Raw genomic sequence first — 14115 nt, 5'->3', positions numbered from 1 at the left:
CCGAGACCGCGCTGCCGTGTGCATGCATGCTCATGGAATGTGCCTTTCTGAAACTGAAACAGCTCAGGTCGGTTGTGGGGCGTGTTGGATTCCGTAGCAGCGAATGGCATTGCCGCTCCAGAACGCCTCTTGCTCCGTGGCGCTCAGGCGCGAGCGCGCCCACTGCTCGGCCAGGCCGTGCACCACGTCGTAAGGCGAGGACAGTTGGCACACCGGCCAGTCGGAACCGAACATCAGGCGCAGCGGGCCGAACGCTTCCAGCGCCTGGTCGAAGCAGGCGAGGATGTGGCCGGTGTCTTGCGGCCTCAGGCCGTGGTGGTTCGGCCAGTCGGTTTCGGTCACCGCGCCGGAGAGCTTGCACATCACGTGCGGCATCGCCGCGAGCTCGCGCAGGCCACTGCTCCAGCGCGACGTGCTCGGAGCGCCATCGTCACCCCAGTCGCGCAACGCGGGTTTGCCCACATGGTCGAGCACCAGCCAGTGCGCGTCGTGGCGGGCGCACAGCGCCACCGCGGCGGGCATCTGGTGTTCGAACACCAGCACGTCGTACACGCGCTGGTGCCGCTGCAGCGCCCGCAGGCCACGCTGGTGGGCGCTCGCCTGCACCCAGGCCGATGCATCAACCTCGTCCTGCAGGATGTGGCGCAGGCCCTTGAAGGCCGGGTGCGCGCACCAGGCCTGCAGCCGTGGCTCCAGATCGGCGGCGCCCAGGTCGGCCCAGCCCACCACGCCGAGCACCTCGGGGTGCAGCTCGGCCAGCCCCAGCAGGAAATCGGTTTCCTGGGTCAGCGTGCGCGCCTGCACGGCCACCACGCCGTCCACGCCCGCCGCGCGCATGGCCGCTGCGTTGTCGGGCGGCAGGCAGTCGTGCTTTAGCGCTGGCATGGCCTCGCTGATCCAGGGAAATTCCGGCGCGCTGTAGTGCCAGAAGTGCTGGTGGGTGTCGATCTTCATGCGGCCCGGGGCTGGAATTGATACTGCTTCAGGGACTCAGGTTTCATCTCGATCGAGAAGCCCGGGGCCTGTGGCGGCATGTAGGCCGCGCCACGGATGACACAGGGGTCCTTGAAGTGCTCGTGCAGGTGGTCCACGAACTCGATGACCCGGCCCACGCGGGTGCTGGCGATGCACAGGTAGTCGATCATGGACAGGTGCTGCACGTACTCGCACAGGCCCACGCCGCCCGCGTGCGGGCACACCGGCAGCTTGTACTTGGCCGCCATCAGCATCACGGCCAGGATCTCGTTCACGCCGCCCAGGCGGCAGGAATCGATCTGCACCACGTCGATCGCGCCGCGCATGATGAGCTGCTTGAAGACGATGCGGTTCTGGCACATCTCGCCCGTGGCCACCTTGACCGGCGCCACGCCCTCGCGGATCACGCGGTGGCCTTCGATGTCGTCCGGGCTGGTGGGTTCTTCGATGAACCAGGGCTTGGCGAAGGCGAGCTCGCGCACCCACTCCACCGCCTGTTTCACCTCCCACACCTGGTTGGCGTCGATCATCAGGTGGCGGTCCGGCCCCAGCACCTCGCGCGCAATGCGCAGGCGGCGGATGTCGTCGGCCTTGTCGCGGCCCACCTTGAGCTTGATGTGGTTGAAGCCCGCGTCGATGGCCTCCTGGCACAGGCGGCGCAGTTTGTCGTCGTCGTAGCCCAGCCAGCCGGCCGAGGTGGTGTAGCAGGGGTAGCCCTCGCGCTGCAGCGTGGCCCAGCGCTCTTCCTTGCCCACGGCGCGCTCCTTGAGCAGCGCCAGCGCCTCTTCGGGCGTGATGCAGTCGGTGATGTAGCGGAAGTCGATCAGCTTGACGATCTCTTCCGGGCTCATGCGTGCCACCAGTTCCCACACCGGCACGCCTTCCTGCTTGGCCCAGAGGTCCCACACGGCGTTGACGACCGCGCCCGTGGCCAGGTGGATGGCGCCCTTGTCGGGGCCGATCCAGCGCAACTGGCTGTCGGACGTGATGTAACGCCAGAAGCGCCCCATGTCCTCGGCCACCCAGGCCATGTCCAGGCCCACCACCAGGTGGCGCATGGCTTCGATGGCGGCGCAGCAGATCTCGTTGCCACGCCCGATGGTGAAGGTCAGGCCGTGGCCTTCCAGCCCGGGCTGGTCGGTTTCCAGCACCACATAGGCCGCGGAATAGTCCGGATCCGGGTTCATGGCGTCCGAGCCATCCAGATGTTGGGACGTGGGAAAGCGCACGTCGATGACGCGCATGGCGGTGATCTTGCTCATGTCAGGCCTGTACGGTCGTCTGGGTCTGGATGCCCAGGCCGTCGATGCCCAGGCGCATGGTCTGTCCGGCGCGCAGGTAGACCGGCGGCTTCTGCCCCAGGCCCACGCCCGGAGGGGTGCCGGTGGAGATGATGTCGCCCGGCTGCAGGCTCATGAAACGGCTCAGGTAACTGATCAGAAAGGCCACGCCGTAGACCATGGTGGCGGTGCTGCCGTCCTGGTAGCGCTTGCCGTCCACCTCCAGCCACATCTTGAGTGCCTGCGGGTCGGGTACTTCGTCGGCCGTCACCAGCCAGGGGCCGGTGGGGCCGAAGGTGTCGCAGCCCTTGCCCTTGTCCCAGGTGCCGCTGCGGTCGAGCTGGTATTCGCGTTCGGACACGTCGTTCACCACGCAGTAGCCCGCCACGTGGGACAGCGCATCGGCCTCCTCGATGTAGCGCCCACCCTGGCCGATTACCACGCCCAGCTCCACTTCCCAGTCGGTCTTCACCGAGCCGCGGGGAATCTCCACCGCGTCGTCGGGCCCGACGATGGCGCTGGTCCATTTGTTGAACACCACCGGCTCGGGCGGCACGGGCATGCCGCTCTCGGCGGCATGGTCGGAGTAGTTCAGGCCGATGCAGATGAACTTGCCCACCTGGCCCACGCAGGCACCCAGGCGCAGGTCCTGTTGCGGCGTGCCGGCCACCAGCGGCAGGCTGTCGATGTCGAGGCTGCGCAGGCGCGCCAGGCTCTCGGGCAGCAGGGCCGCGCCGGCCACGTCGGCGATCTCGCCGGAGAGGTCGCGCACGCGACCCTGGGCGTCGAGCACGCCGGGCTTTTCCTGGCCGGGGGATCCGTAGCGCAAGAGTTTCACAGTTGATCCTTAGATGATCCCCCCCCGCCGCGCCCAGGGCGCGTCACCCCCCCAGGGGGCAACACGAGCGGCCCGGCGAAGCCGGTTCCGCCGTGTTCTGGGACGAAGCAGGAGTGAGTTGGTGGGTGGTGGTTGATCAGTCGTACAGAACCGCGGCGACCTTGGGGTCGTTCATGTTCGACTTGTCGTAGTAGTAGAAGCCGGTGTCGATGATCTTGGGCAGTTTCTCGCCCTTGAGCGCCTTGACCGCCGCTTCCACCGTCTTGTAGCCAATGCCCACGGGGTTCTGGGTGATGGAGCCGGCGATGGTGCCGTCGTTGATCATGTCCTTCTGGGCCTTGCCGGAGTCGAAGCCGATGATCACGATGCCGCTCTTCTTGGCTTCCTTGACGCCCTTGCCCGCACCGATGGCGCCGGGTTCGTTGGTGCCGAAAATGCCCTTGAGTTTGGGGTGCGCCTGCATCAGCGTCTTGGCGATCTCGGCCGACTTCAGCTGGTCGCCACCGTACTGCACGTCCACCACCTTGATCTTGGGGTACTTGGCCTTGATCTGGTTCAGGAAACCGTCGCGGCGGCCCACGCCGGTGGTGCTGGTCTGGTCGTGGGCGATCACGGCCACTTCGCCTTCGCCACCGATCTTCTCGGCCATCTTGTCGGCGGCCAGGGCAGCGGCCGCCACGTTGTTGGTGGTGGCCGTGGTCACGGGGATGTCGCTGTCCACGCCCGAGTCAAACGCGATCACGGGGATCTTGGCAGCCTGGGCCTTCTTCAGCAGCGGAATGGCGGCCTTGCTGTCCAGCGCGGCGAAGCCGATGGCGGAAGGCTTCTTGGCCATGGCGGCCGAGAGCATGTCAATCTGCTTGTCCACCTGCTGCTCGGTTTCGGGGCCTTCAAAGGTGACCTTCACCTTGTAGTCCTTGCCGGCCTGGTCGGCGCCCTGTTTCACGGCCTGCCAGAACTGGTGCTGGAAGCCCTTGGAGACCAGCGGAATGTAGATCTCTTGAGCCGATGCGAAGCTGGTGAAGCCAGCCAGTGCCAGGCCGGCGGTCAAGGCCAGCAGTTTTCTCTTTGCGTTCATGTTTGTCTCCAGTTCAGTTGAAAAAAAGTGCGTGTGAAACGGAATCACGGGAAGGAAAGGCAAGGGGCAAGTTGAAGGGCTTGGGGCGTGGCGCGGTCTCCTTATGGCTTGTTGCGGCGCAGGTTGTCGGTGTAGACGGCCAGGATGATGATCAACCCGGTGAGCACCATCTGCCACTCCTGCGCCACAGACATGATGCGCAAGCCGTTGATCAGCACGCTCATGATGAAGGCGCCGATGATGGTTCCCAGGATCGTGCCCACGCCACCGCTGAGCGAGGTGCCGCCGATCACCACGGCGGCGATGGCGTCGAGCTCGTAGCCCTGGCCCAGGGCCGGCTGGGCCGAGTTCAGGCGCGAGGCGATCAGCAGGCCCGAGATGCCGCAGATGCCACCGGCAAAGGTGTAGATGATGACCTTCCAGCGGTCCACGTTCACGCCCGACAGGCGCACCGCTTCCTCATTGCTGCCCAGGGCGAAGGTGTAGCGGCCCAGGGCCGTCTTGTTCAGCACCACCGCGCACACCGCGGCCACCAGGAACAGGATGAGCACGCCGTTGGGAATGGGCAGCGAGGGGAACACGTCGCCGATCAGCGAGCCCAGCGAGATCTGGTCGAAGCCTTCCACGTCGCTGAAGTAGATGGGGCGGGTCTGCGTGATCAGCAGCGACAGGCCCTTGAGCAGCATCATCATGCCCAGCGTGGCGATGAAGGGCGGCACCTTGAGCTTGGTGATGACCAGCCCTGAAATGCAGCCCGACAGCGCACCCATGGCCAGTGCACACGCGATGCCCAGCGGCAGAGGGAACCCCAGGTTCACGATGAACACGCCGGCCATCACGGCGCAGAAGGTCATCAGCACGCCCACCGAGAGGTCGATGCCCGAGGTGATGATGACGAAGGTGCTGGCGATGGCGAGCACGCCGATGACCGTGGTGGACTGCAGGATGCCGATGAAGTTGTCCTGTGTCATGAAGGCATCGGGCTTGAGCACGGAGAACACCGCGAGCAGCGCGATCAGGCTGGCGAAGGCCAGCAGCTTCTGTTTGGCCTGTACCCCGAAAAAGCGGGCCAGCCAGGAGAGGGGGGAAGTAGCTTGTGTCATGGAATGCCTTGTGGATCTCGGTCTTGGTCAGTCGCGGCGGGTGGCCAGCGCCATCAGGTTTTCCTGGGTCGCCTGGCTCCCCGGCACCTCGCCGGTGATGCGGCCTTCGCACATCACCAGCACGCGGTGGCTCAGCTGCAGCACCTCGGGCAGCTCGGAGGAAATCACCACGATGGCGCGGCCCTGCGCGGCCAGGTCGATCAGCAGTTTGTAGATTTCGCTCTTGGCGCCCACGTCGATGCCGCGCGTGGGTTCGTCGAAGAACAGGATCTCGCAGTCCTGCACCAGCCATTTGGCGATCACCACCTTCTGCTGGTTGCCGCCCGAGAGCAGGCGCGCGGTCTGGGTGAGCGAGGGCGTCTTGATGCGCAGCTTGTCCACCATCTGCTGCGACACCACGTGGATCGCCGCGCGGTTCAGGAACATGCCCCACTTCAGCCAGCGCTTGAGGCTGGGCAGGGTGATGTTGGATTCCACGTCCATGCCCGTGGCCAGGCCGAAGTGTTTGCGGTCCTCGGAGAGGTAGCCCATGCCCGCGCGCACCGCGTCCTGCGGCGAGCCGATGTGCACGCGCTGGCCGCGCACAAGAATCTCGCCCGAGTCCAGCGGGTCGGCGCCGAACACGGCGCGCGCCACCTCGGTGCGCCCCGCGCCCATGAGGCCAGCGAAACCGACGATCTCACCGCGGCGCACCGAGAAGCTCACGTCGCGGATCGCGCGGCCCCGGTTCAGGCCACGCACCTCCAGCAGCACCTCGTTGGCCGAGGTGTCGGGGATGTGTTTGTCGGCGTGCTCCAGGTAGCGCCCCACCATCATCGCGATCACCTGCTCCATGGGGGTGTCGGCGGGCACGGTGTCGATGGTAGTGCCATCGCGCATCACGGTGACGCGGTCGGCGATGCGCTGGATCTCGTCCATCTTGTGCGAGATGTAGACGATGCCCACGCCCTCGCTGCGGAGCTGGCGGATGATGCGAAACAGCTCGTCGATCTCGGCATTGTTCAGCGCGGCGGTGGGCTCGTCCATGATGAGCACGCGCGTCTTGAACGACAGCGCCTTGGCGATCTCCACCATCTGCTGGCGCGCCACCGTGAGTTCGCCCACGGGCGTGGTGGGCGCGAGCACCAGGTGCAGGCGGTCGAACAGCGCCTGGGTGTCGCGGTTGAGTTGGTCTTCGTCCAGCAGCAGGCCCGCGGCCTTGCGCGGCTCGCGCCCCAGGAAGATGTTCTGCGCCGCCGTGAGGTGCGCCATCAGGTGCAGCTCCTGGTGGATGATGCCGATGGCCAGCGACTGCGCGTGCGCCGGGCTTTGAATCTCCACCGGTTCGCCGTCGAGCCGCACCTCGCCGCTGTCCTTGCGGTAGACCCCCGCCAGGATCTTCATCAGCGTGGACTTGCCCGCGCCGTTTTCGCCCATCAGGGCGTGGACTTCGCCGGGGCGCAGATCGAACCGCACCCCGTCCAGCGCCTTGACGCCGGGAAAGGACTTGCTGAGGTTCTGGACCGAGATCAGAGGTGCCACGGCGTGACCTGGGCTGGGCATGCTGTCCATGGTCAGATCGTCACACCGCCGTCGACCAGCAGCGTCTGCCCGGTCACGAAGCGCGATTCGTCGCTGGCCAGGTACACCACCATGGGCGAGATGTCGTCCACCGTGGCCAGGCGACCCATGGGCTGGCGGGCGATGAAGTCCTTTTCGGCCTGCACCGGGTCGGCCGCGGAGGCGATGCGCCCGCGCAGCGACGGCGTGTCGACGGTGCCCGGGCACAGCGCGTTGGCGCGCAGGCCCTGCTTCACGTAGTCGGCCGCGAGCGACTTGGTCAACCCAATCACGGCCGCCTTGGTGGCCCCGTAGGCGCAGCGGTTGGCAAAGCCCTTGATGCTCGACGCCATGGATGCCATATTGATGATCGACACGCTGACGTCCTGCGTGCGGGCTTTCTCCAGCATGGCCGGCATGAAGGCGCGCGTCATGCGGAACATGCTCTTCACATTCAGATCGAAGCTCAGGTCCCAGTCGGCCTCGGAGCACTCCAGCACGCTGCCGTTGGCCACCATGCCTGCGCAGTTGAACAAGGCATCCAGCGCGGGGCTGCGCTGCGCCAACGCCTGCACGGCCTCGCTGTCGCGCACGTCCAGCCACACCGCCTCGATGCCCGGGTGCTCGGCGGCCAGCTGGTCCAGCAGCGGCTGGTTGATGTCGGTGGCGATCACCCGGGCGCCCTCGGCGGCGCAGGCCAGGGCGCTGGCGCGGCCAATGCCCTGCGCCGCCGCGGTGATGAGGATGGTTTTGCCTGCCAGACGACCTTCACGCATACGGGAAACCTCGGTTGAATAAATTCACAGATAAACAAAAAATCCATGTATGAATAAAATCATAGGTGCAATTCACCCCCAACCGGCTCGGTAGTTTCCCTAGCCGCAGCCTGCGGTACAAAGCAGCACGACCCGAGCCACCCCATTTCGAGACCCGCATGCCAGCCACTCCCCCCAAACCCCGCGGACGCCGCCCCAAGACCGACGCCCCGCCCGACACCGTAGCCACCTCCGCCGACGACCGCTACCGCGCTCCCGCGCTGGACAAGGGTCTGGACATCCTGGAGCTGCTGGCCACGCAGCCGCATGGCCTCACGCGCGCGGAAATCGTGAAAGAGATGGATCGCAGCGCCAGCGAGATCTACCGCATGCTCGAACGCCTGGTGGCGCGCCAGTACGTGATGCGCAACCCCTCGGGCGACCGCTATGCGCTCAGCCTCAAGCTGTTCGCGCTGGCCCATATGCACCCTCCCTTGAGCCGCCTGATCAACCAGGCGTTGCCCATCATGGACGACTTCACGCGCAAAGCCGAGCAGTCCTGCCACATGGGCGTGTACGACCGGGGCAATGTGTTGATCAGCGCACAGATCAACAGCCCCAGCGGCTGGAGCTTTGCGGTGCAGCGCGGCGCGCGCGTGGGCCTGCTGGACACGGCCTCGGGCCACCTGCTGCTGGCCTATGCCGACGAGGGCCGTTTCAACCGCATGCTGGCCGAGCACACCCCGCTCGATGGCGAGGTGCCCATCACCGAAGAGGCGCTGGCCGCCATCCTGGCGAGCGTGCGCCGGCAGGGCTACGTGGAACGCGAGAGTGCGCAGACCCTGGGCGTGGTGGACATCTCCTTCCCCATCCTCGGCCCCGACAACACCGCCCTGGCCACGCTCACCTGCCCCTACATCCGCCGCATCGACCGCCACGTGGGGCCGAACATGGAGCAGGTGCGCGAATATCTGCGCGACGCGGCCGCCGCGCTGTCGCTGACCCAGGGCATGAACGCGGTGTGAGCCTCGGCCGGGCGGCGCTCGCGCGGGCTCGCCGGGGTGTTCGACCGAATGGCATAGACTGGGTTGGCATCCCACCCGGTTCGGTTGAACTTTTCCAACATATGCTCGACGCCCGACAACTGGAGGCCCTGACCGCCGTGATCGAGCACGGCAGTTTCAGCGCGGCCGCGGCCTCCCTGCACCTGACCCTGGCCGCCGTGTCCCTGCGCATCAAGGCGCTGGAAGATGCCCTGGGTCAGCGTCTGCTGGTGCGTGGCAAACAGGTGCGGGCCACGCCGGCCGGGCAGGCCTTGCTCGGGCACGTGAAACAGTTGCGGCTGATGGAGGCCGATCTGCTGGACGGCCTGCGCACCGGCGGCCCGGGCACCCGCGACGGCGCGCGCTGGCAGAGCCTGAGCGTGGCGATCAACGCCGACTCGGTGGCGAGCTGGTTCCTGCCCGGGGTGGCGGCCATGCTGCAGCGCCACCGCCTGCTGCTCGACATCATGATCGACGACCAGGACCACACCCACGACGCGCTCAAGAGCGGCGACGTGATCGGTTGCGTGACCACCCTGGCCGAACCCATGCGCGGCTGCGTGGCCGAGCCGCTGGGCGTGATGCGCTACCGCTGCGTGGCCGCGCCCGAGGTGGTGCAGCGCTGCACCACGCCGCAGGGCGAGGTCTCGCCACACCAGTTGCTGGCCCTGCCGGCCATCATCTTCAACCGCAAGGACGCGCTGCAGGACAGCTTTCTGGAACAGCATTTCGGCCTGCGCCAGCCCAACTATCCGCGCCATTTCGCGCCCGCCGTGGACGCCTTCGAGACCGCCATCGAACTGGGGCTGGGCTGGGGCATGGTGCCCGAGCACCACCTCGCGGGCCGCCCGCGGCTGCAGGAAGTGCTGCCCGGATCGACGGTGGACGTGGCGCTGTACTGGCAGCATTGGGCGCGCGAACCGCTCAGCGCGCAGCGCCTGACCCAGGCGGTCAAGGCGGCGGCGCGGACCAGCCTGTCGCCGCTGGCCACTCCCTGGCGGCCTGACGGCGCCGTTCAGCGCCTCAGCCCTTGAGGCACTCGCTCATGAACTTCTTGCGTTCATCGCCCCGGAGCGACTGGGCGGTCGCGTCGGCGTTGCAGCGGGTCATCCGGGTCTGCGGGGTGTCGGGGGTCGCGGCGGCCTCGGTCGGCGCGGCGGCGCTCAGGCAGGTCTTCATGAACGCCTGACGCTCGTCTCCTTTGAGCGCCTTCTCCTGTGCCTGCCGGTTGCAGTCGATCATGCGGATCTGCTGGCGGGTCGCGGGCACGGTCTGCCCGCTGAGGCAGGCCTTCATGAAGGTTTTGCGCGCCTCGCCTTGCAAGGCCCGGTCGCCGGCGTCCTGGTTGCAGGTGACCATGCGGTTTTGCTGGGCGGTGGGCGCCGGTTCGTCGGCGGCATGGGCCACGCCCAGGGTCAGGACACAGGCCAGGGTCAACAGGGGCAACAGCGGTTTCATGAAAACTCCTTGTGAAAAGGTGGGCCACGGCCATGGGCAAACAGTGCCCGCCCGCGGGTGGAGCGACCATACCGCAATGGGCCGGCCGTGGCGCCGCCGCCCGCCCCCGTAAAATCCCGCCCCATGCTCTCTGTCAAACACGAACTGCTGGGCGGCCTCGCCGCCGAGCTGGAACTGCTCTCTCCTGGTGCGGGCAGCCGCGCCGCCTTCGAGTCGCCCAAGGTGGCCGCGCACGGCGACTTCGCCTGCACCGCCGCCATGCAGCTGGCCAAACCGCTCAAGCTCAACCCGCGCCAGCTCGCCGACACCCTGCGCGCGGCCCTGCTGGCGCAGCCGGTGTACCAGCGCTGGGTGTCCGACATCGACATCGCCGGGCCCGGCTTCATCAACATCCGCCTCAAGCCCGAGGCCAAGCAGCAGATCGTGCGCGAGGTGCTGCAGGCCGGCGAGGGCTTCGGGGTGGTTCCGCCCAACGGTCAGCGCCTGATGGTCGAATTCGTCTCGGCCAACCCCACCGGCCCGCTGCACGTGGGCCACGGTCGCCAAGCCGCGCTCGGTGACGCGATCTGCAGCCTGTACCAGACCCAGGGCTGGGACGTGCACCGCGAGTTCTATTACAACGACGCCGGCGTGCAGATCGGCACGCTTGCCACCAGCACCCAGCTGCGCGCCAAGGGCTTCAAGCCGGGCGATCCCGAATGGCCCGAGGCCGCCTACAACGGCGACTACATCCAGGACATCGCCAACGACTACCTGGCGAAAAAGACGGTGCACGCCGACGACCGCGACTTCACCGCCAGTGGCGACGTGGACGCGCTCGACGACATCCGCCTCTTCGCCGTGGCCTACCTGCGCCACGAGCAGGACCTCGACCTGCAGGCCTTCGCCGTCAAGTTCGACCACTACTACCTCGAGTCCAGCCTCTACACCAGCGGCAAGGTGGACGCCACGGTGCAGAAGCTGCGCGAGGCCGGCAAGACCTACGAGCACGACGGTGCGCTGTGGCTCAAGTCCACCGACTACGGTGACGACAAGGACCGCGTCATGCGCAAGGGCGATGGTTCCTACACCTACTTCGTGCCCGACGTGGCCTACCACATCAGCAAATGGGAGCGCGGTTTCACCAAGGTGATCAACATCCAGGGCACCGACCACCACGGCACCATCGCCCGCGTGCGCGCCGGCCTGCAGGCCGCGAACGTCGGCATTCCTCAGGGCTACCCCGACTACGTGCTGCACACCATGGTGCGCGTGGTGCGCGGGGGCGAAGAGGTCAAGATCAGCAAGCGCGCCGGCAGCTACGTCACGCTGCGCGACCTGATCGAATGGACCTCGAAAGACGCGGTGCGCTTCTTCCTGCTCAGCCGAAAACCCGACACCGAATACACGTTTGACGTGGATCTGGCGGTGCAGAAGAACAACGACAACCCGGTCTACTACGTGCAGTACGCGCATGCGCGCATCTGCTCGGTGCTCGCCGCCTGGGGCGGCGACGTGGCCTCGCTGAAAGACGTGGACCTGTCGGCACTCGACAGCCCGGCCGCGCAGGCGCTGATGCTGTTGCTGGCCAAGTACCCCGCCATGCTGGCCGATGCCGCGCGCGATTTCGCGCCGCACGACGTCACCTTCTACCTGCGCGAACTGGCCGCCAGCTACCACAGCTACTACGACGCCGAGCGCATCCTGGTGGACGACGAGGCGGTGAAAAAAGCCCGCTTGGCCCTCGTCGCGGCCACCGCGCAGGTGCTGCACAATGGTTTGAAGGTGCTGGGCGTGAGTGCCCCGCAGAAGATGTGATGACGAAAGCCCGTATGAAAACCCGTTCTCCTTCCGCCCGCTCACACGTGGGCGGGACCCTCATCGGCTTCGTGATCGGGGTGCTGGTGGGGCTGGCCGGCGCGCTGGCCGTGGCGATCTACGTCACCAAGGTGCCCATGCCCTTCGTGGACCGCGGGGTGTCGCGCAAACCGGCGCAGGATGCGGCGGAAGCCGAGCGCAACAAGGGCTGGAACCCGAACGCGGTGCTGGGCGGCAAACCCGCTCCCTTGCCCGGCGCGGGCAACGAAGCCGGGGCCATCGTGGTGCCCCCGGCCGATGGCAAGCCGCTGCCGCCGGCCGCTGCTCCGAAAGCGCCTGCGCCAGCCGCCCAACCGCAGGCAGACCCCATCGGCGATCTGTTGCGTTCGCGACCGGCGGCCGAGAGCGCCCCCGCAGCGCCTGCTGCTCCCACCGCAGCGGCTCCCGCCAGCGGTACCCAAAGCCCGGCCACGGCCGACGGTTTCCTGTATTTCGTGCAGGCCGGGGCGTTCAGGAACCCCGACGAGGCCGATGCGCAGCGCGCCCGGCTGGCCATGTTGGGCATGGCCGCCGACGTCAGTGAGCGCGAGCAGTCCGGGCAGACGGTGTACCGGGTGCGCGTGGGGCCGTTTGCGCAGAAGGCCATGGCCGACGCCACGCGTGAGCAGCTCGAAGCCAATGGTGTTGCCGCGGCCCTGGTGCGCGTGCAACGCTGAGAACCCGGAGCCGGGAGGGGCGGTGCTGCGGAACTTTTTTCCGCCAGACCAGCCCCAAGCAGGCCCATACAAGGAGTCCGATTTCATGCAACGCCGCGATTTTTCCCGTACCCTCCTGAGCGCTGGTGCCCTGAGCGCCGCCGGGGCCCTCCGTCCTGCGCTGGCCCAGCGCATCGGCTTCAAGGAAGGCACCGACTACCTGCGCCTGAGCAAACCCGCGCCCGTGGTCAGCCCGCCGGGGCAGGTGGAGGTGGTGGAGTTCTTTGCCTACAGCTGCATCCACTGCTTCAATTTCGAGCCTGTGTTCAACGACTGGATCGGCAAGAAGCCGGCCCACGTGACGGTGCGGCGCATGCCTGTGGCGTTCAGCCCGGCCTTTGTCCCGATGCAGCGCCTGTATTTCACGCTGGAAGCCATGGGACTGGTGGACAAGCTGCACCACAAGGTGTTCCAGGCCGTGCACGAGGAGCGCCTGCCCCTGACCACGCCCCCGGCGATTGCCGCCTGGATCGAAAAGCAGGGCGTCGACAAGGCCAAGTTCGCGGCCATCTACAACGGTGCCGCGATCCAGCAGTCCCGGGAGGCCACCGCGCTGCAGGAAGCCTATATGGTGGAAGGTACGCCCGCGCTGGGTGTGGCGGGCCGTTTCTACGTGAGCGGCCAAGGACCGCGCACCCTGCTGATCGCCGACAGCCTGATCGCCCAGGCGCGCAAGTCCTGAGGGGCCCGCAGCGGCGCAATCCAGGCCCGCTTCGGCGGGCCTTGTGTTTTCCGGGCCGCGACAAAGTCCGGTGAAGTGCCTGCGGGCGGAGTTTGCGCCGCTACAATGAATGCAAGATTTGTGCCCCTGGAAAGCCATGCCTCAAAACACCTTTGCCCTCCGATTGCTTTCGCGCTTCATCACCGCGGCCCTTGGTCTGTTGCTGGTTGCTACCGCTCACGCGGAGCTGGCCGACAAGGACAAGCCGATGAACATCGAGGCGGATGCGTTGCGCTACGACGATGCCCGGCAGAGCAGTGTGTTCACCGGCAACGTGGTCATCACCAAGGGCACCATCGTGATGCGGGGCGCGAAGATGGATGTCCGGCAGGATCCGCAGGGCAACCAGTTCGGCAACCTGTACGGCACGGCGGCCAAACCCGGGTTCTTCCGTCAGAAGCGCGAGGCGCTGGAGGAATGGATCGAGGGCGAGGGCGAGCACATCGAGTACGACAGCCAGGCCGAGACGGTGGTCTTCACCGGCAGCGCCGTGCTGCGCCGCTACCGTGGGACCCTGCTCAACGACGAGAGCGTGGGCAACCAGATCACCTACAACAGCCGCACCGAGGTCTTCACCGTCAAGGGCGGCGCGGGCAACCGCACGGCGTCCAATCCCTCGGGCCGGGTGCGCGCCATGCTCACGCCGATCCCCGACGCCGAGAAAGCGCCGGCCCAACCCGCCGCGCCGGCCGACCCGGCCAAGCTGCGTCCCAGCGAACAGCTCAACGAGAAAAACAAGTGACAGCAGCAGGTTTGGGCGAAGCGTCCGCCCC

Annotated in this window: 14 protein-coding genes; 6 read left to right on the top strand and 8 right to left on the bottom strand. The window is 67.0% G+C overall.

Going from position 1 to position 14115, the window contains the following annotated elements:
- Window positions 1-63: 63 nt before the first annotated feature.
- From HTA01S_RS05355 to HTA01S_RS05325, 7 genes are all read right to left on the bottom strand, one after another.
- On the bottom strand, window positions 64-954 hold the full coding sequence (locus HTA01S_RS05355) for an L-fucono-1,5-lactonase (RefSeq protein WP_068167546.1): 891 nt from the start codon (window positions 952-954) through the stop codon (window positions 64-66).
- Complete coding sequence (locus HTA01S_RS05350) at window positions 951-2237, bottom strand: L-fuconate dehydratase (protein WP_068167544.1); 1287 nt, start codon at window positions 2235-2237, stop codon at window positions 951-953. The genes HTA01S_RS05355 and HTA01S_RS05350 overlap by 4 nt, the downstream gene beginning before the upstream one ends.
- Before the next feature lies 1 nt (window position 2238).
- On the bottom strand, window positions 2239-3093 hold the full coding sequence (locus HTA01S_RS05345; RefSeq protein WP_068167541.1) for a fumarylacetoacetate hydrolase family protein: 855 nt from the start codon (window positions 3091-3093) through the stop codon (window positions 2239-2241).
- A gap of 136 nt (window positions 3094-3229) precedes the next feature.
- On the bottom strand, window positions 3230-4171 hold the full coding sequence (locus tag HTA01S_RS05340) for an ABC transporter substrate-binding protein (protein WP_068167538.1): 942 nt from the start codon (window positions 4169-4171) through the stop codon (window positions 3230-3232).
- A 101-nt stretch (window positions 4172-4272) separates the two neighbouring features.
- A complete protein-coding gene (locus HTA01S_RS05335; protein WP_068167537.1) occupies window positions 4273-5274 on the bottom strand; it encodes an ABC transporter permease in 1002 nt (333 codons plus the stop codon).
- A 27-nt stretch (window positions 5275-5301) separates the two neighbouring features.
- A complete protein-coding gene (locus HTA01S_RS05330; protein WP_068167536.1) occupies window positions 5302-6825 on the bottom strand; it encodes a sugar ABC transporter ATP-binding protein in 1524 nt (507 codons plus the stop codon).
- Between the two features lie 2 nt (window positions 6826-6827).
- Window positions 6828-7589, bottom strand: coding sequence for an SDR family oxidoreductase (locus tag HTA01S_RS05325; protein ID WP_068167535.1), 762 nt, complete (start codon window positions 7587-7589; stop codon window positions 6828-6830).
- Window positions 7590-7747: 158 nt separating this feature from the next.
- Here HTA01S_RS05325 and HTA01S_RS05320 point away from each other — a divergent pair, with 158 nt between their 5' ends.
- The gene (locus HTA01S_RS05320; protein WP_084235865.1) at window positions 7748-8593 is read left to right on the top strand and encodes an IclR family transcriptional regulator; all 846 of its coding nucleotides are present in this window, start codon (window positions 7748-7750) and stop codon (window positions 8591-8593) included.
- A 101-nt stretch (window positions 8594-8694) separates the two neighbouring features.
- Window positions 8695-9645: an HTH-type transcriptional regulator ArgP gene (locus HTA01S_RS05315; RefSeq protein ID WP_068167534.1), complete on the top strand. Its 951-nt coding sequence runs from the start codon at window positions 8695-8697 to the stop codon at window positions 9643-9645.
- On the opposite strand, the gene HTA01S_RS05310 is transcribed toward HTA01S_RS05315, so the two are convergent.
- Complete coding sequence (locus HTA01S_RS05310) at window positions 9635-10069, bottom strand: PsiF family protein (RefSeq protein ID WP_084235864.1); 435 nt, start codon at window positions 10067-10069, stop codon at window positions 9635-9637. The genes HTA01S_RS05315 and HTA01S_RS05310 overlap by 11 nt on opposite strands.
- A gap of 123 nt (window positions 10070-10192) precedes the next feature.
- On the opposite strand from HTA01S_RS05310, the gene argS reads away from it, so the two are divergent.
- From argS to lptA, 4 genes are all read left to right on the top strand, one after another.
- Window positions 10193-11866: an arginine--tRNA ligase gene (gene argS / locus HTA01S_RS05305; protein WP_068167533.1), complete on the top strand. Its 1674-nt coding sequence runs from the start codon at window positions 10193-10195 to the stop codon at window positions 11864-11866.
- A 14-nt stretch (window positions 11867-11880) separates the two neighbouring features.
- Window positions 11881-12582, top strand: coding sequence for an SPOR domain-containing protein (locus HTA01S_RS05300; RefSeq protein ID WP_068167532.1), 702 nt, complete (start codon window positions 11881-11883; stop codon window positions 12580-12582).
- 85 nt (window positions 12583-12667) lie between these two features.
- Complete coding sequence (locus tag HTA01S_RS05295) at window positions 12668-13303, top strand: thiol:disulfide interchange protein DsbA/DsbL (protein WP_068167531.1); 636 nt, start codon at window positions 12668-12670, stop codon at window positions 13301-13303.
- A 136-nt stretch (window positions 13304-13439) separates the two neighbouring features.
- Window positions 13440-14084: a lipopolysaccharide transport periplasmic protein LptA gene (lptA, locus tag HTA01S_RS05290; protein WP_068167530.1), complete on the top strand. Its 645-nt coding sequence runs from the start codon at window positions 13440-13442 to the stop codon at window positions 14082-14084.
- Window positions 14085-14115: the final 31 nt, after the last annotated feature.

This window comes from Hydrogenophaga taeniospiralis CCUG 15921, from assembly GCF_001592305.1.
Taxonomy (GTDB): domain Bacteria; phylum Pseudomonadota; class Gammaproteobacteria; order Burkholderiales; family Burkholderiaceae_C; genus Hydrogenophaga; species Hydrogenophaga taeniospiralis.
The sequence above is the reverse complement of the archived record's forward strand: the minus strand, read 5'-3'. Positions and strand labels throughout refer to the sequence as shown.